Source organism: Nitratireductor sp. L15S-10 (genome assembly GCF_045011005.1).
Taxonomy (GTDB): domain Bacteria; phylum Pseudomonadota; class Alphaproteobacteria; order Rhizobiales; family Rhizobiaceae; genus Nitratireductor.
This window is the reverse complement of record NZ_CP120674.1, coordinates 850,097-876,226: the sequence shown is the minus strand read 5'-3', so window position 1 is coordinate 876,226 and position 26,130 is coordinate 850,097. Positions and strand designations below refer to the sequence as shown.

The window sequence follows — 26,130 nt, the reverse complement described above, 5'->3', positions numbered from 1 at the left end:
ACCTGAATCGCAACGAAATTTTGCAACGGGAGAGAGAGATGAAATTTTCCGCAAGATATACGGCGCCGTTAACGGCAATTGTGACTGCACTGGGCATTGTTACCGGCATGTCGGCCGCTCAGGCCCAGCAGGAAATCAAGATCGGCTACGCGCTCGCGCCGACCTCGCATTACGGTGTCGCAGCAGAGAAATGGCAGGAAGTCGTCGAGGCAAAGACCGATGGCCGCTATTCCTTCCGTCATTTTCCCTCCTCAGGTCTTGGCGGTGAACGCGAAGTGATCGAGGGCCTTCAGATTGGCACGATCGAAGCGACCATCGTTTCTTCTGGCACGCTGAGCAATTTCGTGCCCGAAACCGGCGTGTTCGACATCCCGTTCCTGTTCCGTGACCTCAACCATGCACGCAAGGTTCTGGACGGCGAAATTGGTCAGAATATCCTCGCAAAGTTCGATGACGTCGGCCTTGTCGCCCTCGCATGGGGTGAGCAGGGTTTCCGCCACATCACCAACAACCGCAACACTATCGGTAAGCCCGAGGACGTCTCCGGTCTCAAGTTGCGCACGATGGAGAACCCGATCCACATCACCGCGTTCGAGACGCTGGGCGCCGCGCCGACGCCGATGGCATGGCCCGAGGTCATCTCATCCCTTCAGCAGGGCACGATCGACGGTCAGGAAAACCCGCTTTCCGTCATCACCTCTGCAAAACTTTCCGAAGTCCAGAAATATCTGACGCTCTCCGGCCACGTCTATTCGCCGGCCATGCTTCTGGTTTCCCGCCAGCTTTGGGACAGCATGTCCGACGAGGACAAGAAGGTTTTCGAGGAAGGTGCGACCGAGGCCGTCAAGGCCATGCGGGCCTATGTCGACAACGTTGAGTCCTCGGGCGTCAAGCAGCTTAAGGAAGAGGGCATGGAAGTCGGCGAACTGACCGCTGAACAGAAAGCCGCCTTCCAACAGGCCGTCCAGCCGGCCTACGAAAAGTACTATGAGCAGTACGACAAGGCGCTGATCGACCAGATCATCGCGACCGAATAAGGCTCCCGGAGCCTGAAACTCCGGATAGCGGTCCCCGCGATCGCTATCCGGAGTTTTGCATCATGCTGCATTTTTCGACTATGGCTGGTTCCCACGCTTCATCATGTTGGTCTAAACAGGATGGGGTCAGCACGCTGTGGTGCTTCTGGGAAAGCCGCAGGATGCGCGGGTCGGGGAGGATCGGTGAAAACCTTTGAGAGATGTTTCATAGCCCTCAACAAATGGGCTCTGGTGCTGTTGCTGGGCGCCATGGCGGTCATCGTTTTCGCCAATGTCACGTTGCGCTATCTCACGAATTTCTCGATCACCTGGTCAGAGGAAGTCGCGCGGTACCTGATGATCTGGATGACCTTCATCGGTGCGGGCCTCGCGCTACGCACGGGCGGTCATGTGGCCGTGAGCAACTTTCAGGAGATGCTCGGCACAAAGGGCCAACGTGCCGTGCGCATCCTCATCCTGTGCCTGCTTCTCGCATTCTTCGCCATCATGATCTGGATGGGCATGAATTACATGGATCGCGCCCGCTTTCAGCTCACGCCGGCGACGCGCGTCTCCTTTAGCTATATCTACGCCGCCATGCCCATCGGCTTCGGCCTTCTCATCGTGCACCTGCTTCTCATCGCCCGTCCCTTCGTGATGGAGAACCGGTTCGCCGAAGTGGAGACCGACGCGCCATCCGCCGCCCTTCTCGAGAGCGGGGACACCCATATCGCGGCCAACCGGGACTAGACGACCGTGGCGCTGATCCTCTTTGCTTCCTTCTTCGCTCTGCTCATCATCGGCATGCCGGTGGCTTTCTCGCTTGCGCTTGCAGTCTGGGCCGCGATCAGCCTGGGCAGCACCTATCCGCAGATCGTCATCGTCAAGGAGATGTTTTCCGGCCTCGACAGTTTTCCGCTCATGGCGGTGCCCTTCTTCATCCTGGCTGCAGAGCTGATGTCGAGCGGCGCAATGACCCAGATCCTGCTGCGCTTCGCTTCGCAGTTCGTCGGTCATTTCCGGGGTGGGCTGGGCTACGCCAATGTCGTCTCCTCCACCATGTTCGCCGGCATCTCCGGCTCCGCTCTCGCCGACGCTGCCGGCCCCGGCGCCATGATGATCCGCATGATGGAGAAGGACGGCTACGACAAATCCTATGCCAGCGCACTGACCGCGTCCGCCTCGGTTGTCGGCCCCATCATACCGCCCTCGATCATCATGATCCTCTACGCCATGCAGGATGAGAATGTCTCCGTCATCGCCCTGTTCATGGCCGGCATCATTCCGGGCATCCTGATTTCGCTCGCGATGGCCGCGACCAACTGGTATGTTTGCCGCAAGCGTGGCTTTAGGAGCAGTTCGCCACGCCCGTCCCTGCGCGAGATGATGCGCACGAGTTTTCAGGCCCTACCGGCCATCTTCCTTATCGTCCTCATCATTGGCGGCATCCGCAGCGGATTGTTCACGCCGACGGAAGCCTCGGTGGTCGCCGTCTTCTACGCACTTTTGTGCGGCATGTTCATCTACCGCTCATTGAGGCTGCGCGACCTGCCGGACATTCTCTTTCGATCCGCACTGGTCACGGTCGCGATCCTGCTAATTCTGGCGGCCGCGCGGGCGTTTGCCTGGATCATCATCATCGAGGGAATCCCTCAGGCCATTGCTTCGACAATCGTGGCATGGGAGCTTAGCCCGATCCTGTTTCTTCTGGCGGTAAACGTGCTCCTGCTCGCCTTCGGGCTGTTCATGGATCCGCTCCCCGGTGTCATGATCCTTGTGCCGATCCTTGGTCCCATTGCCTATTCTCTGGGCATCGATCCGATACACTTCGCCATCGTCGTCATCGTCAACCTGACGCTCGGGCTCCTCACTCCGCCGGTCGGCGCGCTGCTTTTCGTAGTTTCCTCAGCCGTGAAAATTCGTGTCAGCGAAATGATCCGGGAAATGCCTCCCTTTCTGGTCGTGCATCTCGTCGTGCTGCTCGCCCTGACCTTCATCCCGGCGTTGTCCACCTGGCTCCCGCACCTCAGTGGATACTGACATGCGGGGAAACCGTATCAGCCTGTCAGAACGTCGGGTTCAAACCTGCCCCTCGGTCCACCGAGATCGACCAGGTACACACCGCCGGCAAACGCTGCATCCGGACTGTCCGGGTCCACGCCAATCGAGGCGGATGTCACCAGGAGCCTGTCCGCCTGCGGCCCGACAAAGACCGGACAGGTGGTGAGTGCTGCCGGCAGCTCGATCTTGCGAAGCAGCACACCCTGCGCCGAATAGACCTCCACACAGTGGCCGCCCCAGCGCGCCACCCAGAGATTGCCCTCGGCATCGACCACCGCGCCATCCGGATCACCGTCTCTGGACGGCTTCCCAAACGGAGACGGCTCGCCAACCGGAAGTCCCGTCTCGGGGTCGAGAGGCACCTGCATGATCTGAAGTGTCGGCGTATCCGTGAAATAACCCACCCGGCCATCGGGCGAGAAGCAGATCGCATTGGTCACGGTGATCCCGGAATAAAGTCGCCGTACCTCGCCCTTGCGGTACCAGTAGATCGATCCCATCCCCTGTTCCGCGTGCTTGCCCATCGTGCCAATCCAGAAAGCTCCACTGGGATGCACCCGGGAATCGTTGGAGCGGGTCTGCGGATTGTCCTCTTCCAACGGATGGTGAAGCTTGAGGTTTCCATCCGCAATGTTCCGCAGGTAAAGGCCGCTTTCCGCAACGAGCAATTGTCGCTCGTCATCAACCCGGGCCAATGCAGACGAAAGCTCTGGCAGAACATGCTTTCGCGTCACACCATCGGCGAAGCAATGCTCGAACAGAGCTTTGCCCAGAATGTCGAACCACCAGGCGGTATCTGTGTGGCGATCGTAGGTCGGCCCCTCGCCAAGCACACAACGTTCCGCCTCCAGACGTGTCCAATCTGCTCCTGCCACAGGCCAGCCTCCCCTCGGTTGCTTCATCAAAGGCTGCATTAGCCTTCTTTCACCAGAGCATTCAAGCAGCAGCGGCAGGAGGAAAAACCTGATCGTTCGATCACAATCCTGCGATTTGAGGCCGTTTCACCCCCCCCGCCAGGGGTCGGCATATTGATATGACGGGCCCGATAGGCCTAGAAATCGTATGGGGGGCCTGTCCATCAAGGCAAATCACACGGTGAAGAGACAAACAGACGAAGGTAACAACAGCACAGTCGCTTTAAAAAACGGACTTGGATTGGTTCGGCTGCTTTCGGATGAAGGTCCGATGACGACGAATGAACTGGCCTTGCGTTTATCGCTGCGCCATGACACCGCCGCCCGGCTCTTAAAAACGCTGGAAATTCACGGCTTCGTAGAACAATCCAGATTTGCACAACGCTTCCAGCCTGGCCGCACTGCCAGCGCGCTTTCCGAAAAATTTCTGAGAGAAACCCCAGTAAGCGAGATCGCCCGCTCGGTCCTGCAGGCGCTAGCTGATCGTCACAATGCCACGTGCATACTGGCGGTCGATGACGCCGGCGAAGCGCTCTCTCTCGTCGTGTGTAACGGTCTCAATCGCGTAAGCTCACCCTGTTGCCACGTCGGTTCAGCCTACCCGCTCACAAAAACAGCCGCGGGTCATGCGCTACTCTTCACCACCAGAAGCGAGACGGATGACACTGATGAAAGCACGTCTCACACCTCCGCCGAGACGGAGGCGCTTCGGGAGAGCTTCTGTTTTTTCCGGGCGTCCGGGTGTTTCAGATTGATGCTTCAGGAAGAAAAACTTCTCCTCCTGGCCGCCCCCCTGCATCTCAACAATGCGGTTCTGGCTATGGAGATTATTCTGCCTGCAGACGCACGGTCGGCCTGCGATTCAGCCGGCACGATGAAGGACCTGCTTGCGGCTGTCGAGCTGGTTCAGCGCAAATGCGCGGCAATGGGCGTGCGGTACCTGGAAGACTCCTGATCAAAACTCCACCGGAGATGGACCGTCACCCGCAGGATCCGGTCAGGCGCTCTCGCGCCCGGACGCCAAAGCTGTCGACAGTCTCACGAGTTCCTGGCCGAGTTCCTTCAATCGGGGAAGCGACATCTGTCCCCGGGGAGCACCGCAGCCGAGCGACATGACGGCAGGCTGGTCGGAAGGTTTGAGAGGCACCGCCACGGCGTAGATGTCAGGATGCCAGCCGCCCAGCGATAGGGTGAATCCGGAGCCGGCGATCTCGGCCAATCCCTGTTCGACCTGAGGCGACAGGATATCCCAGTCGGCCCCGTGGTGACGTGCAAGGTCGCTCATGAAGGAGTGACGCTGTGCCGGTTCCAGACAGGCAAGCAAAGCATGCCCGACCGGCGTTCCGGCAATCGACACTCTGGACCCGGCCTCCAGCCGCAGGGTTACGAGGGTCGCCGTGCTGTGGCAGACCTCCACGTGCAGTGCTTCGATCCCGTCAAGAACCGCAAGTGCCGTATGCACTCGGAAACGGTCTGCAATCTCTTGTAGATGAGGCCGTATGAACTCGATGATCTGCGTCTCGCTCCGGGCGCCATATCCGAGGCGCACGACACCGGGCGCCAGCCGAAATCGCCGACGGCTGCTGCTGTAGTGCAGCAATCCCATCCCGGTGAGTGACTTTGTCAACCGCGCCACAGTCGCCGCCGGCAGATCGGTGCGCCCGGCAATATCTGAATTGCTAAGCCAAACAGGCGCATCGGCGAACACCGACAGCAAATGCAACCCTCGCGACAAGGCAGGCGAAACCGAGGACCCTTTCCGGTGCACTCGCAGCAACGGCTTTGTGGTCGCCATACCCTCCCCCTCAGGTCAACCGCCAGAAACGAACCGGAAGCCTATCAAAAACCCTGCGTCTCCGCCAACGCTCCCCCGGCATGCGCGATTTTTATTGTTCTTCCGTTTGTCCACAGGCGCGGACCATAACGATCTGCCAACTGGACCTGCACCCGATGCGGCCATGCCCTATTTTGGTTGGGGAATACAGCCATTTGCACCCGGTCTTTTTGCAACGGGTCTTTTGCACCCTGTCTTTTGCACAACGGAGCCCTTTCGTGGACGAAACCGAAAAGACGCCTCTGGAGGCCATACTGACAGGCAAAATTGCTCCGCTCGGGGAACGAAACGTGCCCAGCGGCATCGACAAGCGCGTCGTCGAGGGTCCGGTATGGCTTAGCACAAATGGTTTCATCGGCGACCATCAGGGGGACAGAAAAGTCCACGGGGGCCCCGACAAGGCCGTTCATCATTATCCGCGCGACCACTACGCGGCCTGGAGAGATGAGATCGGTGAACATCCCCTGCTCGCATCCCCCGGCGCCTTCGGCGAAAATCTTTCCACCTACGGGCTAAACGAGGAAACCGTTGCTCTTGGCGATGTATTTCGGCTCGGTGAGGCGGTGGTGGAAGTGTCACAGGGCCGTCAGCCCTGCTGGAAGCTCAACAGCCGCTTTGCTGTCGGCACGATGGCTTACCAGGTTCAGAAAACCGGGCGCACGGGCTGGTACTACCGGGTTCTTCAGGAGGGCAGGGTCTCACCCGGAGATCTTCTGCAACGCATCGAGCGCCCTTTGCGGGAGTGGCCTCTGAGGCGTCTGTGGCAGATCCTCTACGTGAAAACCCTCGATCGCGGTGAACTCGAAGAGATGGCGGCGCTCGAAAAACTCCCGGAAGGATGGCGGCGCTATGCCCAACGCCGTCTCGCCTCCGGCAGGGTCGAAGACTGGGACCGTCGCCTGAACGGCCAGGAGCAGGCTTGAAGGAACACGGCCCGGTGTCTCGCGCTCGGACAAAAGGCTGGCGGACTGTCTGGAAAGGCCTGTTGGGAGATCTGTGGATGGTGCCGCTTGTCAGACTCGAACTGACGACCTCCGCATTACGAATGCGATGCTCTACCAACTGAGCTAAAGCGGCCCTTTTTTCGCGCCTCGCCAAAACCGGTTTCGACTGGCCACGAAGCACTTCACCGTGCACATACCCGCCTCGGCGGGCTTTCGCAACCAAATTGTCGAGCAAGTCTGCCAATCGGACCGGAACTCCGGTCGTCAAATCCGATCAGCCGGGCGAGCGGACCGCCTGATAGCCCCGTTCGCCCCCAAGATCAAGCGCCCAGCTCGAAATTCGCGCTCTCCGCAGCAAGCGCATCAACGACAGAAATGCATAACACTTCAAGCATAAATAGAAATTTGTTGAATTAATAGGCCATATCAATCAAATTTATTTAAGGAGGATGCTATGTATAAACTGGCAATTTTTCTTTCGGTGTTCATCTCACTCGGCGCCCAGAATGCGAGAGCCTCGGAGATGATTTTTCATTGCCGCGCTTTTGGCGCAGTCTTTGAGGTTCACACCAGCTCGCCATGGAGAGCCTATTCGGACGCCTTTGCATTTCTTGTCCAAAATGGATTTCCGAACCACCCTCAAACCCTTCGCGCTATTAGCTGTCGTCTTCACCGCGCTTGAATGGCAGCAGGGCATGGACAGGAAAGCTCCATAGGTTAAGTTGGCACCCGACCAGCGTATCAGCCACCGAAAATTCCAGTAGGCAGGTATTCCATGACAGACGTGACGATGACGGTGAACGGAAAAACGGTTTCGGGCACCGTCGAGGGCAGAACCCTGCTCGTGCAGTTTCTGCGCGACAGTCTTGGCCTGACCGGAACCCATGTGGGATGTGAAACGTCGCAGTGCGGAGCGTGCACGATTCACATGGACGGTCGATCGGTCAAATCCTGCTCCATGCTCGCCGTGCAGGCCGACGGCGCCGCCATCACCACCATCGAAGGCTTGTCCGATGGTGGTGACCTGCACCCCGTCCAGGCAGCTTTCAAAGAGCATCACGGCCTTCAGTGCGGCTTCTGCACACCAGGCATGATCATGGCTGCAACGGACATGATTCGCCGCCACCCGGAAGGGCTCGATGAAAAGACCGTGCGTGAGGAGCTCGAAGGCAATATCTGCCGGTGCACCGGCTATCACAACATCGTCAAGGCGATCATGGCCGCTTCCGAGGCGATGAACAGCGCCGCCAACAAGGCCGCGTAAGCCGGGAGAACAGACTATGTATGACGTCACCTATCACCGCGCCGGGTCTGTTAGCGAAGCACTGAACCTGCTCGAAGCCGCTGAGGAAGGGAAATTCATAGCCGGCGGACAAACCCTGATTCCAGCCATGAAAACACGGCTGGCCGCACCGTCCGATCTCGTGGATTTGCGCCACGTGGCAGAACTGAAATCAATCTCGGTTGCCGACGGAAAGGTCACTATCGGTGCAGGTGTCACGCACGCTGAAGTCGCTGCAAGCAGCGAGATCAGCGATGTATGCCCCGCTTTGTCTCATCTCGCCTCCCTCATTGGCGATCCCCAGGTCCGTCATATGGGCACTATCGGCGGCTCGCTCGCAAACAATGACCCCGCCGCCGACTATCCCGCAGCAATGCTCGCCCTGGCCGCGACCATCATCACCAGCAAGCGCGAGATCGCAGCAGAAGATTTCTTCACTGGCCTGTTCGAAACGGCTCTGGATGACAATGAGTTGATCACCGCCATTCGCTTCGAGGCTCCGGAAAAAGCCGGCTACGGCAAGTTCCCCAATCCCGCTTCGCGCTATGCAATGACCGGCGTTTTCATTGCACGGAAGAGTGAAACCGTCCGCGCCGCCGTCACTGGCGCCGGTGATGACGGAGTGTTCCTCTGCTCCGAACTGGAAAGCGCCCTGAGCACCGATTTCAGTGCAAACGCATTGGATGGCTTGTCCGTACCAGCAGAAAATTTGATGACCGATATTCACGCAAGCGCGGACTACCGCGCCAGCCTCATCGTTGCCATGGCAAAGCGCGCTCTCGCCATGGCAAACGGTTGACTGTGGAAGCCGCGCATTCGTCACCGTCTGCCCCGTGCGATCGTCACGGGGCAGAGTGACGCGTCAGCCTGACAGGGGCAAGTGCCGTTCGCCCTCAGCCCAGTGCGTCAACGAGGCGTGCGGCGCCCTGCCGGAACGGATCGGCCGTGGGCAGCCCCATGCGTGCCTCGATCTCTTCAAGGCAGGCTTTTGCGTCCGCATCGTTCAGCGCCGCTGTGTTTACAGAGATGCCCACCACCTCGACGTCCGGATTGACCACACGCGCTGTCTCCAGCGCCAGATCGCGCAGGGCCTCCAGACTGGGAAGCTGATAGTGCGGCAGGCCGCGCATATGTGTACGTGTCGGCTCGTGACAAAGCACCAGTGCATCGGCCTGGCCACCATGGATCAACGCCATGGTCACACCGGAGAACGAGGGATGGAAGAGACTGCCCTGCCCCTCGATGAGATCCCAATGGTCGGCATCGTTGTCCGGGGTGATGTGCTCAACAGCGCCAGCCATGAAATCGGCTACCACCGCGTCAAGCGGAACGCCTGAGCCGGTGATCAGGATGCCTGTCTGGCCCGTCGCGCGGAACGTTGCCTTCATGCCGCGCTCACGCATTTCGCGCTCCATGGCAAGTGCGGTGTACATTTTGCCGACTGAGCAGTCCGTTCCGACTGCCAGGCACCGTTTGCCGCTCCGTCTCTTGCCGTCTGCGATGGGGTAGTCTTCCTGAGGCACGCGAACGTCAAAGAGCTGCGTGCCCGCTTTCTCGGCGGCTGCCACCAGTGCAGGCTGTGCTGTCAGCCGGTTGTGCAGACCAGACGCGATATCCATTCCGGCCTCGGCAGCGGCCACCAGCGTGGCCATCCAGCTCTGGGAGATCACGCCGCCACGATTTGCAGCGCCCACCACGAGTGTCTGGGCGCCGGCTTCCTTCGCCTCGGCTATCGTCATTTCCCTGAGGCCGAGATCCGCCTTGCAGCCATCGAGGCGCAGCTGGCCCACACAGAACTCCGGTCGCCAGTCCTTGATCCCCTGGGCAACCTTTGCAGTCAGGGCATCAGGGGCATCACCAAGAAACAGGAGATAGGGCGTCTTAAGCATGAGCGGGCGCTCCCTTAGAATTGTTTTACCGGCTCATCAATGATCCAGACACCCCTTGTCAAGCTGCAGTGGACCAGACAGGGCGTCCTGGATCAACACTTGGGCAGTGGCTGAGCCAGCGTTTGCCGACCAGATGCTAAAAGATGGTTCCCGGTAGCCATGTTGAAATCGACGGAAGCAACCAGATAACGCCCATCCCGACGATCTGCAGGATGATGAATGGAATAACGCCGCGATAAATCTGTCCCGTAGTGATTTCCTTGGGCGCTGCCGCCCGCAGGTAGAACAGCGAGAAACCGAATGGTGGGGTCAGGAACGATGTCTGCAGATTGATGGCGATCAGTATCGAGAGCCACAGCGGATCATGCCCCATCAGGATCAGGATCGGCGCCACCAGAGGGAGGACAATCACCGAGATTTCCACGAAATCCAGGAAAAAGCCGAGAATGAAGATCATCGCCATCACGAAGATCAGCGCCCCCTGTGGGCCACCCGGCATCGAATGAAGAATATCCTCAACCCGGGCATCGCCGCCCAGCCCCCGAAAAACCAGCGAGAAGACGCTTGCAGTCAGGATCGTGGCGAAGATCATGGCCGTGACCGTCATGGTGGAGGTGACGATGGGGGTCAGAATACCTCTCCTGCGCGCCCTGCCGATAGAGATCACGATAGCGATGACGCCAAGAACCAGAAGCCCGGTCGTGAGCGCCGCCATGCCCCACTCGAACAAGCCGGCGTCGCTGCGTTGCAGACGCACGGGAAAAAGCCCTGCAAGAACGGCAACCGCGCCGAGTGCGGCCGCACCCAGAACAATCATGCGGCCATTGCCCTCGCTGCGGACACCGGCCAGAAGCAACGCACCGATCGCGCCCACACTGGCTGCTTCGCTCGGTGTGGCGACACCACCGAGAATGGATCCCAATACGGCAACGATAAGCAGAACGGGAGGAACCACCGCACGCTGCACCTCCTGCCGCCCGGGCCGGTCCCCTGCCTCCATCAACGCAGGAGCGGTTTCCGGTTTTAGTGCGGCCCGCGTCATCAGGTATGCGATATAGACAGCGACAAGCGTCAGGCCCGGCAACAGGGCTGCGGCGAAGACCTGCCCCACAGAAATCGTCTCAATGGTGAATTTGCCCTGCTCATACTGCGCCTGCTGATAGGCGGTGGACATCACGTCGGACAGGATAATGAGGAGGGTCGAAGGCGGGATGATCTGGCCAAGCGTTCCGGATGTACACACAACGCCTGAAGCAAGCTTGGGGTCGTAGCCGTTGCGAACCATCGTGGGCAGCGCAATAAGGCCCATGGCCACCACGGTCGCGCCGACAATGCCGGTGGATGCCGCAAGCAGCGCCCCCACCAACACCACCGAAACGCCAAGGCCTCCACGTAAGCCGCCAAAAAGACGGCCCATCGTTTCGAGCAGTTCTTCAGCGATACGACTCTTTTCAAGAACCACGCCCATGAACACAAAAAGTGGAATGGCGATCAGAACTTCATTGGTAAGCGTCCCGAACACCCGCTGCCCCAGCGCTCCCAGGAGCCCGACGTCGAACTGCCCCGTCATCCAGCCCAGGAAGGCGAAGAACGCTGCGGTTCCCGCCAGCATGAAAGAAACCGGATAGCCAATCAGGATCGCGACGATGAGCGCCGCAAACATCAGAATGTCGAGGGGTAAGGTCATGCGGCCGGGTTTTCTTCACGAAGACGCGCAAGATCACGCAGAATGCAGGCAAGCCCCTGAACGATGAGCAGCACACAGAACAAGGGGATCAGCGACTTGAGCAAAAAGGAAGCGGGAATGCCACCGACGGAGATCGCCCCCTCCATGATGGCCCAGGAATTGCGCACGGATGGCCAGGAGTACCAGCCAATCATCACCATTGAGGGGATCAGGAAACAAAGCGCCCCGAAAATGTCGATCCGCGCCCTGCCACGCGGACCAAACATTCCGTAGAAAATGTCCACGCGCACATGCCCGTCCACCAGAAGCGTGTAACCGCCGGCCAGCATGAAGAGCGCGGCATGCAGATAGAGCACGGTCTCATTCATGAAGATAAAGCTGATTCCGTACACGTAGCGCAGCACCACGGTTCCAAACTGGACCAGCACCATGGCAAGCGCCAGCCAGCGCACCGCCGCGCCTACCACCCGGTTGATCCGGTCAAGTCTGTCCGCCAGCTCCAGCATCACGAGCGTTCCCCGAAATGAAAGAGGCCGGGCGCAGACGCCCGGCCCGGTCGATTGTGTCAGCCGCCGTAATTATAGTCCAGCGCCCGGGCGTTCATCTGCCCGTTGTCCGCATAGACCATATAGTCGGCGATGCCGGAACGGTACTCGAGGAAGCTCTCGACAATGCGCTTCACGAGTTCATCGTCGTCCTCACGCAGTTCCGCGATCACCTCGCCCGCGGCGTTGCCCATGGCGACGATCACATCCTCGGGAAGCTGTTTCACCTGCACGCCCTGCTCGGCCACAAGCTGCTTCAGCGCAGCGGCGTGTTTGGTCGTGTACTCCGTCCACACCGGGTTGTAGAGCGATTCACAGGCATAGGCGACGGCCTGCTGAAGATCTTCCGGCAGCGCGTCGTAAGCGGCCTTGTTGACCGCGCATTCCTCTGCCGAAGAGGGCTCGCCGACACCCGGCCAATAGTAATTCTTCGCGACCTGATAGAAACCAAGCGCCGAATCCGTCCATGGGCCGATGAACTCGCCCGCGTCGATCGTCCCGGACTGCAGTCCCTGAAACATGTCGCCGCCGCCCATGGCCTGCACGGCCATACCGAGCTTGGCGCACATTTCGGAGGCAAGACCGGTGGTGCGGAAACGCAGGCCCTTCAGATCGTCAACCGAATTGATCTCGTTACGGAACCAGCCCTGCCACTGCGGGCCGGAGTTGCCACACAGGAACGGCTTCAACCCAAAGCGGCCATACATCTCGTCATAGAGAGCCTGACCGCCACCATGGATCAACCAGCCGAGCTGCTCGTCGGCGCGCAGGCCGAAGGGCTGTGAACCGAAGAGCAGAATGCCGCGCGACTTCGACCCCCAATAGGCGGGAACCGCGTGGTAGAGTTCGGCTGTACCTTCCGACACCGCATCGAACACACCATTGCCAGGTACGAGTTCGCCGGCCGCATAGAGCTTCACTTCCAGCCGCCCGCCCGAAAGCGCGGTAATGCGATCGGCGAGCATCTGTGCGGCAACACCCGGGCCCGGCAGGTTCTTCGGCCACGCCGTAACCATCTTCCAGGTGATCTTGTCCTGCGCGATCGCCGGAGCTGCAAGCCCCGTCGCCACACCGGCAACGCCGGCAGTTTTCAGAAATTGACGTCTTTTCATCTTAAACCCCTCTGTGCTGTTGTTTTCTTAATTTCCAAGAATCCCCGGCAGCCGCAAGCCTTTTTCCTTCGCCCAGTCGAGCGCAATCTCATAGCCTGCATCGGCATGGCGCATCACGCCGGTTGCCGGGTCATTCCACAGCACACGCTCAAGGCGACGTGCTGCATCCTCCGTGCCGTCGGCACAGATCACCATCCCCGAATGCTGCGAAAAGCCCATGCCCACGCCGCCGCCATGATGCAGCGAAACCCAGGTCGCGCCCGAGGCGCAATTGAGCAACGCATTGAGCAGCGGCCAGTCGGACACGGCATCCGAGCCATCTTTCATGGCCTCGGTCTCGCGGTTGGGCGAGGCCACGGAACCGGAATCCAGATGGTCACGCCCGATCACCACCGGAGCCTTGAGTTCACCCTTGGCCACCATTTCGTTGAAGGCCAGCCCCAGCCGGTGCCGGTCGCCAAGGCCGACCCAGCAGATGCGCGCCGGCAGACCCTGAAACGCGATGCGCTCCTTCGCCATGTCGAGCCAGCGATGCAGATGCTCGTTGTCGGGCAGAAGCTCCTTCACCTTCTCATCGGTGCGATAGATGTCTTCCGGGTCACCCGAAAGCGCCGCCCAGCGGAACGGACCAACACCACGGCAAAACAGCGGTCGGATATAGGCCGGCACGAAACCGGGGAAGGCGAAGGCGTTCTCAAACCCCTCCTCCAGCGCCACCTGACGGATATTGTTGCCGTAATCGAGCGTCGGGATGCCTTGATTCCAGAAGGCAACCATCGCCTCCACATGCTCCCGCATCGAGGCACGCGCAGCCTTCTCCACCGCCTTCGGGTCACTCTCGCGCTTCTCGCGCCATTCGGCGACGGTCCAACCCTTCGGTAGATAGCCGTTCACGGGATCATGCGCGGATGTCTGGTCCGTCACCATGTCAGGCTTCACGCCGCGTCGCACCAGTTCCGGCACGATTTCCGCCGCATTGCCGACCAGACCGACCGACTTTGCCTCGCCCGCCTTCGTCCAGCGATCGATCATCTCCAGCGCTTCATCCAGCGTCTGGGCCTTCTCGTCCACATAGCGGGTGCGGATACGGAAATCGATACGCGTCTCATCGCACTCAATGGCAAGGCAGCACGCACCCGCCATCACCGCAGCCAGCGGCTGCGCACCGCCCATCCCGCCAAGCCCTGCGGTCAGGATCCACTTGCCCTTCAAATCGCCGCCATAATGCTGGCGGCCAGCCTCCACGAAGGTCTCATAGGTACCCTGAACGATGCCCTGCGAGCCGATATAAATCCACGAGCCGGCCGTCATCTGGCCGTACATCATCAGACCCTTTTTATCGAGCTCGTTGAAATGGTCCCAATTGGCCCAGTGCGGCACGAGATTGGAATTGGCGATCAGAACGCGCGGCGCATCCTTATGGGTGCGGAATACGCCCACCGGCTTGCCCGACTGGACGAGCAGCGTCTCGTTTTCCTCAAGTGTCTTCAGGGTCGCGGCAATACGGTCGAAATCGTCCCAGGTCCGAGCGGCCCGCCCGATGCCGCCATAAACCACGAGCTCATTCGGATTCTCGGCCACATCGGGATCGAGATTGTTCATCAGCATCCGGAGCGGTGCTTCGGTCATCCAGCCCTTTGCGTTCAGTTCGGCCCCGCGCGGTGCGCGGACTTCACGTATGTTGTGACGCGGATTGGTCATGGTTCATGCCCCCTTCAAGGTCGGCGCGATCTCGGAAAGACGCGCCAGAATGGCTTTGAGATGCGGGCGCAGGCGGGTCGCCTTTTCCTCGGAAAAATCGAACGGGACAGCCTCGCTTTTCAGATGCGTCGCCTGAGCCAGTTCCATCTGAATGGCATGTTCGCCGCGATCCGGCCTGCCGTAATGCCGTGTGGTCCAACCGCCGACAAAGCGCCCATTGAGCACACTCGAATAACCGTCCGCCGAAGCGCAGATATCCGCTGTCGCCTTCTCGATTTCCGGTGCGCAGGTCTTGCCGTGATTGGTGCCAATGTTGAAATCGGGCAACTCCCCCTCAAACAGGAATGGGCAGTGCGAACGGATGGAATGGCAATCATAGAGGATCGCCACTCCATGCAGCGCCTTCACCCGCGCAATCTCGGCTTCCAGCGCCGCATGATAGGGCCGATGGAACGCCTCCACCCGGTCCCTCACATCCTCTTCTGTCGGCGCTTCACCCTCCCGCCAGATGGGTCGGCTGTCGAAATCCGTGAGCGGCACGAGGGTGGTGGTGTTCTGGCCGGGATAAAGGCTTTCCCCGGACGGATCGCGATTCGCATCGATCACATAGCGGTGAAACGTCGCCCGCACCGTGGTCACTCCGTCGAGCAGACCATCATAGAGTCTGTCCACATGCCAGTCCGTATCGGTCAGAAGCTGGCCCTGTTCGTTGAGCCGGGCCTTGATCGCAGCCGGCACATGAGTGCCCGTATGCGGCAGGCCCAGAATGACGGGCGAGGAGCCCTGATTCACTTCGACGGGGTTCATTCGAAAAACTCCAGTATTGGCGTCGGCCCCTCATCCTTACCCTCTCCCCGCAGGCGGGGAGCGGGAGGCGACGACGTCGCGGCTATCCTTCTTCTCCCCGCAAGCGGGGAGAAGGTGCCGGCGGGCGGATAAGGGGCGAGCGCCAACGCCGAATACAACAAGTTCCGCATCAAACCTCGCTCCTCAATTCCGGCAGAATATTTTCGGGAATGCTGGCATTCAGCTCCCCCGAACGCACGAGTTCAATGGCCCGCTCCAGATCGGGCGCCAGATAGCGATCCTCCTCCAGATCAGGCACCGCCTGCCGGATCGCCGCATGAGCGGCCGAAAGGGCCTCACTCGTCTTCAACGGCGCACGAAAATCAATCCCCTGCGCCGCTGTCACCGCCTCGATTCCGATAATGCCAAACAGGTTCTCCGTCATCGGAATGAGACGCCGAGCACCATGGCAGGCCATCGACACATGGTCTTCCTGATTGGCGGAAGTGGGCGTCGAATCCACGGAAGCCGGATGCGACATCTGCTTGTTCTCGCTCATCAGCGCAGCCGATGTGACCTCGGCAATCATCAGCCCCGAATTCAGCCCCGGCTTCTTCGCCAGAAACGCCGGAAGACCGAAGCTCAACGCGGGATCCACCAGAAGCGCAATGCGCCTTTGCGCAATCGCGCCAACCTCGCAAATGGCAAGCGCAATCTGATCGGCAGCCAGCGCCACCGGCTCGGCATGGAAATTACCGCCCGAAACCACCGTACCGTCCGACAAAACCAGCGGATTGTCGGTCACCGCATTGGCCTCGATGGTCAGCGTGTGCGCCGCCTGGCGCAAGAGGTCGAGGCACGCCCCGTCCACCTGCGGCTGGCAGCGAATGCAATAGGGATCCTGCACCCGCTCATCGCCTTCCAGATGGCTTTCGCGGATCTGCGAGCCCTCAAGCAGCGCCCACAGTGCTGCCGCCGTGTCGATCTGCCCCTGATGTCCGCGCAGCGTGTGGATTTCCGGATGAAACGGTGCGGAAGAGCCCATGGCCGCGTCGGTCGACAACGCCCCGGTGATCAGCGCCGAGCGTGCCGCGCGATGCGCCCGGAACAGACCGGTCAGCGCCAGCGCGGTGGAAACCTGCGTGCCGTTGATCAGCGCCAGCCCTTCCTTGGCCTTGAGAACCAGCGGCGAAAGTCCCGCCTTGCGCAACGCTTCGCTGCCCGAAAGCCGCTCGCCTTTGAAGAAGGCCTCGCCCTCGCCCATCATGGCAGCGGCCATGTGGGCAAGCGGCGCCAGATCGCCCGAGGCGCCCACCGAGCCCTTTTCCGGAATCACCGGCACGACACCCCGCGCCAGCATCTCTTCGATCAGTTTCACCACCTCCATGCGGACACCGGAGGCTCCACGTCCGAGAGACAGAAGCTTGAGCGACATGATCAGCCGCAAGATGCGTTCATCAAGCGGCGCACCGACGCCGCAGCAATGGGACAGAATGAGATTGCGCTGAAGCGTCTCCACATCGTGCGGCGGGATGCTCACGCTGGCGAGTTTTCCGAAACCGGTATTGACGCCATAGACAGCCGCATTGCCGCGCGCGATCTGATCTATCCGCTCCGCTGCCGCCTCGATGCCAGCATGGCAGCCCTTGTCGAGGCGTACAGGTGTGCCATCGCGCCAGATATGTTCCAGATCCCGGATCGTCACCGCACCGGGCGACAGAACAAGCGTCATGCATGATCTCCTGAAACAAGGCGATGCAGCGGATTGAAACCGATGCGATAGGCAAGCTCGGCGGGATGCTCGACATCCCAGATGGCGATCTCGGCGCGCTTGCCGGCCTCGATCGTGCCAATCTCATCGGCGAGCCCCAGAGCGCGTGCCGCTTCACGCGTCGCCCCGGCCAGCGCTTCTTCCGGCGTCATGCGGAACAGCGTGCAAGCCATGTTGATGGTCAAAAGCAGTGAGGCGAGCGGCGAGGAGCCAGGATTGCAGTCGGTGGCAACCGCAATCCGCACCCCATGCTTCCTGAGCGCGGCAAGCGGAGGATGCTGCGTCTCGCGCAAAGTATAGAAAGCGCCCGGCAGCAACACCGCCACCGTCCCCGCCGCGGCCATGGCCGCAACGCCCTCTTCGTCGAGATATTCCAGATGGTCCGCTGACAGCGCACCGTAGGATGCCGCCAGTCTCGCTCCACCCAGGTTGGAAAGTTGCTCGGCATGTAGTTTTACCGGCAGACCAAGCGCCCGCGCCTTATCGAACACCCGGGCCATCTGCTCCGGCGAAAACGCGATCCCTTCGCAGAACCCGTCAACCGCATCAGCCAGTCCCTCGGCCTGGGCCATCTCCATGCCCGGAAGCACGACCTCATCGATATAAGCGTCTTCCTTGCCGCGATATTCCGCCGGCACCGCATGGGCGGCAAGATAGCTCGTCCTGATCCGCACCGGGCGGAGCGTTGCCAGACGGCGCGCAGCACGCAGCATCTTTAATTCATCTTGAATGGCGAGCCCGTAGCCCGACTTCACTTCAACTGTTGCGACACCTTCGGCCAAAAGCGCGTCAAGCCGCTTCAGCGCATCTTCGACCAGCGCGTCCTCACTCATCGCACGGGTCGCCGCGACGGTGGAAACAATGCCGCCGCCCGCGCGCGCCACTTCCTCGTAGCTCGCACCCTCGAGCCGCATCTCGAACTCTCTTGCCCGATTGCCTCCGAAAACAAGGTGCGTATGGCAATCCACCAGCGCTGGCGTCGCAAGCCGCCCGTCGAAATCGACACGTTTCCAATCGAGAAATGCGTCGGGCAATTCATTCGACACACCGGACCAGGCGATCTTACCATCGCTGATCGCGATAGCTGCATCCTCTGTCAGCCCGTAGGATCCGGAATTCTCGCACATGCTTGCCAAGCGGATACCGCTGATGACACTCTGCTTCATGACAGGAAGACCCCTCCCTCCTTGTACAGGGCATATTGCCTAAGCGCGCTTTATTGTCTAGTATTATTCCTATATGTATAGACATAATTAATCTAGGACTGGCACGCGATGCAAGCCATTTTTGCGCAGAATGCTCTCACACCAGACGGTTGGCAAAAAGATGTGCTTGTCGAGCTTAGTGATTCGGGCCGCATCAGCAACGTGACAGTCAAAGCGCAACCGGTCGATGGCAGAACGACCAGTGTTCCGCTCCTCCTTCCCGCCATGTGCAACCTGCATAGCCATACCTTCCAGCGCGCCATGGCTGGCCTTGCCGAGCGGCGGGGCCCGGCTGGCCGCGACAGCTTCTGGACCTGGCGGGAAATCATGTACCGCTTTCTGGACCTGCTATCGCCAGACGATGTGGAAGCCATTGCCGCTTTCGCCTTCATGGAAATGCAGGAAGCGGGCTTTGCCGCCGTTGCGGAGTTTCATTATGTCCACCATCAGCCGGGCGGTGCGGCCTACAGTGACGTCGGAGAACTGTCAGCACGCATCGCGAGTGCCGCAGAGCAGACAGGGATCGGCCTCACACTGCTGCCAGTCCTGTATCGCTATGGCGGCGTTGACCAGCGACCACTTCAAGGTGGCCAACAGCGGTTTGGCAACGATCTCGACCGATACCAGAAGCTGCTTGCCCGCGCCGAAGAGTGCGTGGCCAATCTGTCAGCGGATGCGCATCTCGGCGTCGCGCCGCATTCACTCCGCGCGGTCGGCCTTGATGACCTTCGCGAGGCTCAGTCCATGCGCCCGGATACACCGCTCCACATGCACATCGCCGAGCAACTGCCGGAGATCGACGAGGTGCGCGCGGCCTACGGACAACGTCCGGTGGAATGGCTGCTCGACAATTGCGGCGTCAACGAGCGCTGGTGCTTGATCCATTGCACCCACATGACCGACGAAGAAACCGCAAATCTGGCCGAAACCGGCGCTGTTGCCGGACTATGTCCGGTGACCGAAGCCAATCTGGGAGACGGAATTTTCAACGGTCCGCAATACCGGCAGGCCGGTGGCGCACTCGGTATCGGTTCCGACTCCAACATTCGCATCACCGTTGCCGAGGAGTTGCGCCAGTTCGAATACTCCCAGCGCCTGCGCGATACCGCCCGCGTGGTGCTGGCCGGGCACGGGCAATCCTGCGGTCGCACGCTTTATGATGCTGCGCTTGCAGGCGGATCACAGGCCCTCGGCCGTGCTTCCGGAGCGATCCAGCCGGGATACTGGGCCGACCTCGTCGCGATCAAGCAGTCCAGTTACGCGGGCGCAGCCCATGACGACGGTTTGCTGGACGGCTGGATCTTTACAGGTGACAATGGCGCTGTCAGCGACGTCTGGTCGGCAGGGCGCCATTGCGTACGCGAAGGGTCCCACATCGAACGCGAAACCATCGCTGCGCGCTATGCGCAGACGATACAAAATTTGATGGAGTTGCTGTGACCGGCCGACGCGCTTCATTTCGCACCATACGCGACGAGCTTTCCCGGCGCATTGCCGAGAGAGTTTGGCTGCCGGGAACACTCATCCCTGGAGAGGAAGCGCTGGCCGAGGAATTTGGCGCCGCCCGTGCCACGGTCAATCGGGCCCTGCAGGAGCTGGCCCGCGCCGGAATCCTCGAGCGAAAGCGCCGCGCGGGCACCCGCGTCGCCCTCCATCCGGTGCGTGAAGCCCGCTTCGTCATTCCACGCATCCGCCAGGAGATCGAAGCGCGCGGTTCCGAATATCAGTACCGCCTTTTGAGCGTGGAAGAGGCCAATGCACCGGAAGTCATCTGTGCCCGGCTCAGCCTGCTGACGAAGTCCAACATGCTGCATGTTCGCTGCCTCCATCTGGCGGACCGCGTTCCCTACCAGTTTGAAGATCGCTGGATCAATCTGAACACCGTGCCCGATGCCCGCACGGCCGACTTCACGCTGATGGGGCCGAACGAATGGCTTGTCGGCCACGCTCCGTTCTCGAATGCGGAATTTACGTTCATGGCGGGTGCTGCCAGTGCCGATGAGGCGTCCCTGTTGCAGATTAGGGAAGGCGACCCCGTATTCATCGGCGAGCGTATCACCTGGATGAAGGGTGAGCCGATCACGCTGGCCCACCTTGTCCATCCGTCCTCGCATCGCATGGTGACACATCTGTGAGGCACCTCGACAAGCGCCGGCAGAGGCGTTAGGGCAGGCCAGTCTCATCGTTCCGGGAAATCGCAATGACTGCGCGCAACACGCTCATCGCCCCTTCCATTCTCGCTTCGGATTTCTCTCGTCTCGGCGAAGAGGTCGAAACCGTCGCAAAGGCGGGCGCTGACTGGATACATCTTGACGTGATGGACGGGCATTTCGTCCCCAACATCACCTTCGGCCCGCCGATCATCAAGGCAATTCGTGACCGCACCGACAAGGTGTTCGATTGCCACCTGATGATCACGCCAGCGGATCCGTTCCTCACCGCGTTTGCAGATGCGGGCTGCGACATCATCACTGTTCATGCCGAAGCCGGTCCGCATCTCCACCGGTCCCTCCAGACGATCCGGAATCTCGGCAAGAAGGCCGGCGTTTCGCTCAATCCTTCCACTCCGGAAAACGTCATCGAATATGTGCTCGACGAGCTCGACCTCGTGCTCCTGATGACCGTCAACCCAGGCTTCGGTGGACAGGCCTTCATCCCGTCCGTGGTCGAGAAGGTGCGCCGCATCAAGGCAATGATCGGCGAACGCCCCATCGACATCGAGATCGATGGCGGTGTCTCGCCTGCAAACGCCGGGGAGCTGACTGCCGCAGGCGCCAATGTGCTGGTCGCCGGATCCGCCGTCTTCAAGGGCAACAGCGAAGAGGCCTACGCGAAAAACATCGCCGCAATCCGCGAGGCGGCAGACCGCTGACCCTCGATTGCGCCAATAAAAAAAGCCGCGCGGACAATGTCCGGCGCGGCTTTTTTTCGTTCCTGGTGCAGAAGCTTAGCTGCTGCCACCATTCAGCACCGTGACAGCACGGCGGTTCTGCGACCAGCAGGAGATGTCGTCGCAGGTCGCGACCGGACGCTCCTTGCCGTAGGAGATGGTGCGAATACGATTGGCGGCCACACCGCGGGCAACCAGGAAGTCCCGGGCAGAAGCTGCGCGGCGCGCACCGAGCGCAAGGTTGTACTCACGCGTGCCGCGTTCGTCCGCATGGCCTTCGACAGTGATCGAATAATTCGTATACTTGTTCAGCCACTGTGCCTGGCGCGTCAGCACCTGCTGCGCATCCGCACGGATCACCGACGAGTCGAGGTCGAAGAAAATCCGGTCGCCCACGCTGACGGTGAATTCCTGCTGCGATCCGGGAGGACCGCCTGCACCGCCGAGACCGATATCGGCCGCGTTGTTGGGAACCTGCTTATTGGCACACCCGGCCAGGGCAAGGGCCGCTACCAGAGCGATGCCAACCGGGTTTTTGGCGATAGCTGCAATCGACAGCATTGCCACCTCTCCTTCAGATTAGAGATATTTTGTTCAACGATCAGTAACCACGTTGCCGTTAAGGACCCCTCAAGAAACGCGGTTAACAAACCCCTATCGATACAAATCAGAACCGTTATTTCGCGCAAACTAGCTTAAAATGCGGCGGAAACGCGGCGTTTCAGTCAGAGGTCGCGGCTATCCTACTCAAGAAGCGGCGACCATGCCGGGTCCGAACCGTAATTCGCGGTCGGGATTTTCTGCTCGTTGCGCCCCGTCAGGTCGATCGAATAGAGCTGCGGACCAGCCGAGCCCGCGGGCTGACGGAAGAACATGATCACGCGACCGTTGGGCGCCCAGGTCGGACCTTCCTGAAGGAAGCCGGAGGACAGAATGCGTTCGCCGGAACCGTCCGTCCGCATCACACCGATCTGAAATTGACCGCCCGTCTGCTTGGTGAAGGCGATCAGATCGCCGCGCGGCGACCACACGGGCGTCGAGTAGGTTCCGTCACCGAAGGAAATACGCTTGGCATCCCCACCGCTAGCGCTCATCACATAGATCTGCGCCCGTCCGCCACGATCGGACGTGAACACGATTTGCGAGCCGTCCGGCGAATAGGACGGCGACGTATCAATCGCGTTCGAGGTTGTCAGACGCGTTGTGTTGCGGCTTCTCAGATCCATCGCGAAAATATTGGAATTGCCGTCGTCGCGCAGCAGGCTCATCACGATCTGCTGACCATTGGGCGAGAAACGCGGCGCAAAGGTCATGCCCGGGAAATTGCCGACGAGTTCGCGCTGGCCGGTCTCAAGCTGCAGCAGATAGACCTGCGGCTGCCCGCCCTCATAGGACATGTAGGTGATTTCCTGACGCGTCGGCGAGAAACGCGGCGTCAGAACGATGGCGCGCCCGTCGGTCAGGAAGCGCTGGTTCGCCCCGTCCTGATCCATGATCGCAAGCCGTTTCACGCGGTTGTTGCGCGGGCCGGACTCGTCCACATACACGATGCGCGTGTCAAAATACCCGGTTTCGCCGGTCAGCCGCTGGTAGATCGCGTCTGCGATGATGTGCGCAACACGCCGCCATTTGTCCTTGCTGGTGAAGAACTGCTCACCGACGAGCTGCTGGCCTGCATAAGTATCCCACAACCGGAACTCTGCCTTCAACCGCCCGTCCGGCGTCTCCGAAACCTTGCCGGTCACCAGCGCCTGCGCGTTGATCACCGTCCAGTCCTGAAAACGCGGCGCAGCATCCGGATTGGAGATCTTCTCGATGAACGCGCCCTTCTCAATGGGCGCAAACAGGCCGGAACGCCGCAGGTCGGCTTCAACGACGCTGGCGATCTCCGCCCCTTTTCCATCCGCGGAGATAAACTCCGTGATGGCAATCGGCAGCGGTTCCACCACACCCTTGTTGATGTCGATCTCGACCACTGCCCTTGCCGGCAGCACCGCAATGCCAAGCCCTGCGACCAGCGTCGCGATCAGGAAGGTCGCTCTCATGATCATCTGCATTTGCTCCTGCCTCTCCCGCTTTGGTTAGGCTCAAGCCCCCATCGCCTTGCGAATGGTGCTCAGGTTAAAACATGTCGCTTGGATCGAAGTGGACGATGACTTCGGACCAGGTATCGTATTTTGCCGCCGGCAGATTGTAAGGCGCACACTGCAAAACGGCACGCCTCGCGGACTCCGCCGCGGCGCGTTCCACCATGGTCCCGTTACCGCCAGCAATAATGCGCGGACTGCCCTCGATGTTCCCGCTCGGATCAAGTTTCATCTGGACGGAAACTTTGAGGTTTTCCGCATCCAGCGCACCTGCGGGCACATTCCAGCAGCGCTGGATCTGGCCACGCAGCGCATCCATTTCGCTCTGTGAAAGCTTCTCGCCCGGTGTGCTACGGCTGCCGCCGAGAGACGCCTGTTCCTGCGAGCGCTTTGCACCGCCACCAGACGCCTTGTCCTTGTTCAGGAGCGCGGCCACCTCATCGAAAAGCTCGTCGGAATTCTGCGATTTCGGCTTCGAAGCGGTTTTCTGCGCCGGCTTGTCCGCGTCCTTCCGCTCAGGTGCCTTGGCCGTGCTCGCCTTGGGTGGCTGGGGACGCGACTGCGGCACAGGCGCGCTATTGGGCAGCGCAACGCTCTCGGTCGCTTCGGGTGCTTCCGCCACCACTGCCTCTTCAGGCGCCGGGTCCGGCTTCACCTCCTGCTTGGGCTGTGGCTCTGGCCGCACTTCCGTCGCAGGCACCGGCGTTGGCTCGGCTGCCGCCTGCTGTTTCTCGGGCTCGGGCTTGGGTTCGGGTTTGGGCGTGGGTTTGGGAGCAGGCGGCGGTTCTGCCGTCTTCTCCACCTCACGGTTGCGCGGTTCAGGTGTCGGCGGCGTTTTAAGGTCGACATCATTGTCGCCTGTGTTCTGCGCGTTCTCCACCGGATCCGGACGCTTGGTCGGTGTCGGTGCCGGCTTCTCGGAAAGCTCCGCCTTCTTGTCGCCTTCCTGCACCTGCGTCATCGATTCAATCGGAATGATTTCGACAGGCAGCGCTTCGACATCCGCCACCTCGAAGGCGCGCGGCGCCGACAGCGAGAACAGGCCGAAGCCCAGCAACGCAGCATGCATGGTCACCGATGTAACGAGACCCGCCTTCATTCGGTCAATTGCCTTCTTCCTGCAGAGTGACCAGGCCGAGATTGCGATATCCAGCCGCCGAAATGCGTGCCATCACCCGCATCACAGTGCCGTAATCGGCCGCGCGGTCACCGCGCACATAGATTCGCTCGTCATAGCCCGAGCGCGCTATCGCCTGCAGCTTCGGCACCACTTCTTCAATCGGCACCTCGGTTTCCTGGAGGTAGATCTGGCCCTCATTGTTGACCGAAACCGTGATCGGCTGCGTCTCGGAGTTCAGTGCCTTGGCCTGCGTTTCGGGAAGATCGATCGGCACGCCGACCGTCAAAAGCGGCGCCGCCACCATGAAGATGATGAGCAGCACCAGCATCACGTCCACGAAAGGCGTCACGTTGATCTCCGAGATCAGCCCCGTGCGAGAGCCACGGCGGCCACGCCGCCGTCCGCTTCTTCCGCCCGCCGAACCGACTGACATACCCATTGCGTTCTCCTAAGCCGCCTTGGCGGCGACCTTCTCGTCGATCTGGCGCGACAGAATGGTCGAAAATTCGTCCGCAAAGCCTTCCATCCGACCAGCGAGCTTGCTCGCGTCGGATGACAGCTTGTTGTAGGCGATAACCGCGGGAATGGCGGCCAGAAGGCCGATGGCCGTGGCCAGAAGCGCCTCTGCGATACCAGGCGCCACAACGGCAAGATTGGTGGACTTGGAACCGGCGATCGCCTGGAACGAGGTCATAATGCCAACCACCGTGCCGAACAGGCCAATGAACGGGGCAGCCGAGCCGATGGAGGCAAGAAAGCCGAGCCGGCTCTCAAGCCGCTCCATTTCGCGCGTCAAAGCCAGATCCATTGCCCTGTCGATACGTGTCTGCAAACCAATGGGCGAGCGCGCACCTTTCTCAAAACTCTTTTTCCATTCCCGCATGGCGGCGACAAAGATCGAGCCCATACCGGTGGTCTTGCGCTCGGAAAGCGCACGATAGAGTTCCTCGAGCGACTGGCCCGACCAGAAGGTCTTCTCGAAACGATTGAGGGCCGTGCGCATACGAGCGTAGGCGATCAGCTTGTCAACGATGATCGCCCAGGTCCAGACCGATGCGACAAGCAGACCGATCATGACCAGCTTGACCACCCAGCCTGCCTGCCAGAACAGAGCCCAGATCGACAACTCCCCACCCGGTGCGGCGAGCGTAACACTTTCCATGGATCAACATCCTCTTAAGATCAGGGCGGCGTACATCTCGGTCTCGGCCGCGCCCCTGCTTGCGTGCCGTTGCCTGCGTCCGATCCGAGGCGTCCCCGCAAGATGCTTCAACGCCCCTTTATCC

Annotated in this window: 25 protein-coding genes and 1 tRNA gene; 10 read left to right on the top strand and 16 right to left on the bottom strand. The window is 60.5% G+C overall.

What is annotated here, in order from left to right; translation table 11 throughout:
- The first annotated feature begins 38 nt into the window (after positions 1 to 38).
- The 3 genes from P2W41_RS04240 to P2W41_RS04230 all read left to right on the top strand — a co-directional run bounded on the left by P2W41_RS04240 (position 39) and on the right by P2W41_RS04230 (position 3,056).
- Positions 39 to 1,037, top strand: a complete 999-nt coding sequence (locus P2W41_RS04240) for a TRAP transporter substrate-binding protein (protein ID WP_404934393.1) — start codon at positions 39 to 41, stop codon at positions 1,035 to 1,037.
- Between the two features lie 183 nt (positions 1,038 to 1,220).
- A complete protein-coding gene (locus tag P2W41_RS04235) occupies positions 1,221 to 1,766 on the top strand; it encodes a TRAP transporter small permease (RefSeq protein ID WP_404934392.1) in 546 nt (181 codons plus the stop codon).
- A 6-nt stretch (positions 1,767 to 1,772) separates the two neighbouring features.
- Positions 1,773 to 3,056 (top strand): TRAP transporter large permease, encoded by a 1,284-nt coding sequence (locus P2W41_RS04230; RefSeq protein ID WP_292897583.1) that lies wholly within the window; start codon positions 1,773 to 1,775, stop codon positions 3,054 to 3,056.
- Between the two features lie 17 nt (positions 3,057 to 3,073).
- Here P2W41_RS04230 and P2W41_RS04225 read toward each other — a convergent pair whose 3' ends face one another.
- Positions 3,074 to 3,979, bottom strand: coding sequence for an SMP-30/gluconolactonase/LRE family protein (locus tag P2W41_RS04225; protein WP_404934391.1), 906 nt, complete (start codon positions 3,977 to 3,979; stop codon positions 3,074 to 3,076).
- A 283-nt stretch (positions 3,980 to 4,262) separates the two neighbouring features.
- On the opposite strand from P2W41_RS04225, the gene P2W41_RS04220 reads away from it, so the two are divergent.
- Complete coding sequence (locus P2W41_RS04220; protein ID WP_404934390.1) at positions 4,263 to 4,946, top strand: hypothetical protein; 684 nt, start codon at positions 4,263 to 4,265, stop codon at positions 4,944 to 4,946.
- 42 nt (positions 4,947 to 4,988) lie between these two features.
- Here P2W41_RS04220 and P2W41_RS04215 read toward each other — a convergent pair whose 3' ends face one another.
- On the bottom strand, positions 4,989 to 5,786 hold the full coding sequence (locus tag P2W41_RS04215; RefSeq protein ID WP_404934389.1) for an IclR family transcriptional regulator: 798 nt from the start codon (positions 5,784 to 5,786) through the stop codon (positions 4,989 to 4,991).
- Between the two features lie 257 nt (positions 5,787 to 6,043).
- Here P2W41_RS04215 and P2W41_RS04210 point away from each other — a divergent pair, with 257 nt between their 5' ends.
- The gene (locus tag P2W41_RS04210) at positions 6,044 to 6,748 is read left to right on the top strand and encodes an MOSC domain-containing protein (RefSeq protein WP_292897591.1); all 705 of its coding nucleotides are present in this window, start codon (positions 6,044 to 6,046) and stop codon (positions 6,746 to 6,748) included.
- Between the two features lie 78 nt (positions 6,749 to 6,826).
- On the opposite strand, the gene P2W41_RS04205 is transcribed toward P2W41_RS04210, so the two are convergent.
- Positions 6,827 to 6,902 (bottom strand) — tRNA-Thr (locus P2W41_RS04205).
- A 642-nt stretch (positions 6,903 to 7,544) separates the two neighbouring features.
- On the opposite strand from P2W41_RS04205, the gene P2W41_RS04200 reads away from it, so the two are divergent.
- Positions 7,545 to 8,033 (top strand): (2Fe-2S)-binding protein, encoded by a 489-nt coding sequence (locus P2W41_RS04200; RefSeq protein WP_292897593.1) that lies wholly within the window; start codon positions 7,545 to 7,547, stop codon positions 8,031 to 8,033.
- A gap of 16 nt (positions 8,034 to 8,049) precedes the next feature.
- Positions 8,050 to 8,850 (top strand): xanthine dehydrogenase family protein subunit M, encoded by an 801-nt coding sequence (locus tag P2W41_RS04195; RefSeq protein WP_292897595.1) that lies wholly within the window; start codon positions 8,050 to 8,052, stop codon positions 8,848 to 8,850.
- Between the two features lie 94 nt (positions 8,851 to 8,944).
- On the opposite strand, the gene dgcN is transcribed toward P2W41_RS04195, so the two are convergent.
- The 8 genes from dgcN to hutI all read right to left on the bottom strand — a co-directional run bounded on the left by dgcN (position 8,945) and on the right by hutI (position 18,708).
- The gene (gene dgcN, locus P2W41_RS04190; RefSeq protein WP_292897597.1) at positions 8,945 to 9,940 is read right to left on the bottom strand and encodes an N-acetyltransferase DgcN; all 996 of its coding nucleotides are present in this window, start codon (positions 9,938 to 9,940) and stop codon (positions 8,945 to 8,947) included.
- A gap of 136 nt (positions 9,941 to 10,076) precedes the next feature.
- Positions 10,077 to 11,627, bottom strand: a complete 1,551-nt coding sequence (locus P2W41_RS04185) for a TRAP transporter large permease subunit (RefSeq protein ID WP_404934388.1) — start codon at positions 11,625 to 11,627, stop codon at positions 10,077 to 10,079.
- Positions 11,624 to 12,133 carry a TRAP transporter small permease subunit gene (locus P2W41_RS04180; protein WP_404934387.1) on the bottom strand — a complete coding sequence of 170 codons (510 nt, stop codon included), beginning with the start codon at positions 12,131 to 12,133 and terminating at the stop codon, positions 11,624 to 11,626. Before P2W41_RS04180 ends, P2W41_RS04185 begins: the two co-directional genes overlap by 4 nt.
- 59 nt (positions 12,134 to 12,192) lie before the next feature.
- Entirely contained in the window at positions 12,193 to 13,284 is a 1,092-nt protein-coding gene (locus P2W41_RS04175; RefSeq protein ID WP_404934386.1) for a TRAP transporter substrate-binding protein, read from the bottom strand.
- A gap of 27 nt (positions 13,285 to 13,311) precedes the next feature.
- Positions 13,312 to 14,985 (bottom strand): urocanate hydratase, encoded by a 1,674-nt coding sequence (gene hutU / locus P2W41_RS04170; RefSeq protein ID WP_292897605.1) that lies wholly within the window; start codon positions 14,983 to 14,985, stop codon positions 13,312 to 13,314.
- Positions 14,986 to 14,988: 3 nt separating this feature from the next.
- Complete coding sequence (gene hutG, locus P2W41_RS04165; protein ID WP_292897607.1) at positions 14,989 to 15,792, bottom strand: N-formylglutamate deformylase; 804 nt, start codon at positions 15,790 to 15,792, stop codon at positions 14,989 to 14,991.
- Positions 15,793 to 15,961: 169 nt separating this feature from the next.
- Positions 15,962 to 17,503, bottom strand: coding sequence for a histidine ammonia-lyase (gene hutH / locus P2W41_RS04160; RefSeq protein WP_404934385.1), 1,542 nt, complete (start codon positions 17,501 to 17,503; stop codon positions 15,962 to 15,964).
- Positions 17,500 to 18,708: an imidazolonepropionase gene (hutI, locus tag P2W41_RS04155; RefSeq protein ID WP_404934384.1), complete on the bottom strand. Its 1,209-nt coding sequence runs from the start codon at positions 18,706 to 18,708 to the stop codon at positions 17,500 to 17,502. The genes hutH and hutI overlap by 4 nt, the downstream gene beginning before the upstream one ends.
- 108 nt (positions 18,709 to 18,816) lie before the next feature.
- Here hutI and P2W41_RS04150 point away from each other — a divergent pair, with 108 nt between their 5' ends.
- The 3 genes from P2W41_RS04150 (at position 18,817) to rpe (ending at position 21,619) form a co-directional block, all read left to right on the top strand.
- Positions 18,817 to 20,187, top strand: coding sequence for a formimidoylglutamate deiminase (locus tag P2W41_RS04150; protein WP_404934383.1), 1,371 nt, complete (start codon positions 18,817 to 18,819; stop codon positions 20,185 to 20,187).
- Complete coding sequence (locus tag P2W41_RS04145; protein WP_292897615.1) at positions 20,184 to 20,882, top strand: GntR family transcriptional regulator; 699 nt, start codon at positions 20,184 to 20,186, stop codon at positions 20,880 to 20,882. The genes P2W41_RS04150 and P2W41_RS04145 overlap by 4 nt, the downstream gene beginning before the upstream one ends.
- A 65-nt stretch (positions 20,883 to 20,947) precedes the next feature.
- A complete protein-coding gene (gene rpe / locus P2W41_RS04140) occupies positions 20,948 to 21,619 on the top strand; it encodes a ribulose-phosphate 3-epimerase (RefSeq protein ID WP_404934382.1) in 672 nt (223 codons plus the stop codon).
- 75 nt (positions 21,620 to 21,694) lie between these two features.
- Here rpe and pal read toward each other — a convergent pair whose 3' ends face one another.
- The 5 genes from pal to tolQ all read right to left on the bottom strand — a co-directional run bounded on the left by pal (position 21,695) and on the right by tolQ (position 26,006).
- Positions 21,695 to 22,198, bottom strand: a complete 504-nt coding sequence (pal, locus tag P2W41_RS04135; RefSeq protein WP_065818148.1) for a peptidoglycan-associated lipoprotein Pal — start codon at positions 22,196 to 22,198, stop codon at positions 21,695 to 21,697.
- Between the two features lie 182 nt (positions 22,199 to 22,380).
- Positions 22,381 to 23,688, bottom strand: coding sequence for a Tol-Pal system beta propeller repeat protein TolB (gene tolB / locus P2W41_RS04130; RefSeq protein WP_292899957.1), 1,308 nt, complete (start codon positions 23,686 to 23,688; stop codon positions 22,381 to 22,383).
- A 70-nt stretch (positions 23,689 to 23,758) separates the two neighbouring features.
- Positions 23,759 to 24,823 (bottom strand): hypothetical protein, encoded by a 1,065-nt coding sequence (locus P2W41_RS04125; protein WP_404934381.1) that lies wholly within the window; start codon positions 24,821 to 24,823, stop codon positions 23,759 to 23,761.
- A 4-nt stretch (positions 24,824 to 24,827) separates the two neighbouring features.
- A complete protein-coding gene (tolR, locus tag P2W41_RS04120) occupies positions 24,828 to 25,283 on the bottom strand; it encodes a protein TolR (RefSeq protein WP_292897621.1) in 456 nt (151 codons plus the stop codon).
- A gap of 9 nt (positions 25,284 to 25,292) precedes the next feature.
- On the bottom strand, positions 25,293 to 26,006 hold the full coding sequence (gene tolQ, locus P2W41_RS04115; protein WP_292897623.1) for a protein TolQ: 714 nt from the start codon (positions 26,004 to 26,006) through the stop codon (positions 25,293 to 25,295).
- Positions 26,007 to 26,130: the final 124 nt, after the last annotated feature.

Excerpts from the sequence above, each read along its gene's own strand:
- P2W41_RS04150 (WP_404934383.1), top strand. The coding sequence starts at position 18,817 with ATGCAAGCCATTTTTGCGCAGAATGCTCTCACACCAGACGGTTGGCAA.
- rpe (WP_404934382.1), top strand. The coding sequence starts at position 20,948 with ATGACTGCGCGCAACACGCTCATCGCCCCTTCCATTCTCGCTTCGGAT.
- P2W41_RS04195 (WP_292897595.1), top strand. The coding sequence starts at position 8,050 with ATGTATGACGTCACCTATCACCGCGCCGGGTCTGTTAGCGAAGCACTG.
- P2W41_RS04215 (WP_404934389.1), bottom strand. The coding sequence starts at position 5,786 with ATGGCGACCACAAAGCCGTTGCTGCGAGTGCACCGGAAAGGGTCCTCG.
- P2W41_RS04200 (WP_292897593.1), top strand. The coding sequence starts at position 7,545 with ATGACAGACGTGACGATGACGGTGAACGGAAAAACGGTTTCGGGCACC.
- dgcN (WP_292897597.1), bottom strand. The coding sequence starts at position 9,940 with ATGCTTAAGACGCCCTATCTCCTGTTTCTTGGTGATGCCCCTGATGCC.
- hutI (WP_404934384.1), bottom strand. The coding sequence starts at position 18,708 with ATGAAGCAGAGTGTCATCAGCGGTATCCGCTTGGCAAGCATGTGCGAG.
- P2W41_RS04225 (WP_404934391.1), bottom strand. The coding sequence starts at position 3,979 with ATGAAGCAACCGAGGGGAGGCTGGCCTGTGGCAGGAGCAGATTGGACA.
- tolQ (WP_292897623.1), bottom strand. The coding sequence starts at position 26,006 with ATGGAAAGTGTTACGCTCGCCGCACCGGGTGGGGAGTTGTCGATCTGG.
- P2W41_RS04180 (WP_404934387.1), bottom strand. The coding sequence starts at position 12,133 with ATGCTGGAGCTGGCGGACAGACTTGACCGGATCAACCGGGTGGTAGGC.
- P2W41_RS04185 (WP_404934388.1), bottom strand. The coding sequence starts at position 11,627 with ATGACCTTACCCCTCGACATTCTGATGTTTGCGGCGCTCATCGTCGCG.
- P2W41_RS04125 (WP_404934381.1), bottom strand. The coding sequence starts at position 24,823 with ATGAAGGCGGGTCTCGTTACATCGGTGACCATGCATGCTGCGTTGCTG.
- tolB (WP_292899957.1), bottom strand. The coding sequence starts at position 23,688 with ATGATCATGAGAGCGACCTTCCTGATCGCGACGCTGGTCGCAGGGCTT.
- tolR (WP_292897621.1), bottom strand. The coding sequence starts at position 25,283 with ATGGGTATGTCAGTCGGTTCGGCGGGCGGAAGAAGCGGACGGCGGCGT.
- hutH (WP_404934385.1), bottom strand. The coding sequence starts at position 17,503 with ATGACGCTTGTTCTGTCGCCCGGTGCGGTGACGATCCGGGATCTGGAA.
- pal (WP_065818148.1), bottom strand. The coding sequence starts at position 22,198 with ATGCTGTCGATTGCAGCTATCGCCAAAAACCCGGTTGGCATCGCTCTG.
- P2W41_RS04240 (WP_404934393.1), top strand. The coding sequence starts at position 39 with ATGAAATTTTCCGCAAGATATACGGCGCCGTTAACGGCAATTGTGACT.
- hutU (WP_292897605.1), bottom strand. The coding sequence starts at position 14,985 with ATGACCAATCCGCGTCACAACATACGTGAAGTCCGCGCACCGCGCGGG.
- hutG (WP_292897607.1), bottom strand. The coding sequence starts at position 15,792 with ATGAACCCCGTCGAAGTGAATCAGGGCTCCTCGCCCGTCATTCTGGGC.
- P2W41_RS04220 (WP_404934390.1), top strand. The coding sequence starts at position 4,263 with ATGACGACGAATGAACTGGCCTTGCGTTTATCGCTGCGCCATGACACC.
- P2W41_RS04175 (WP_404934386.1), bottom strand. The coding sequence starts at position 13,284 with ATGAAAAGACGTCAATTTCTGAAAACTGCCGGCGTTGCCGGTGTGGCG.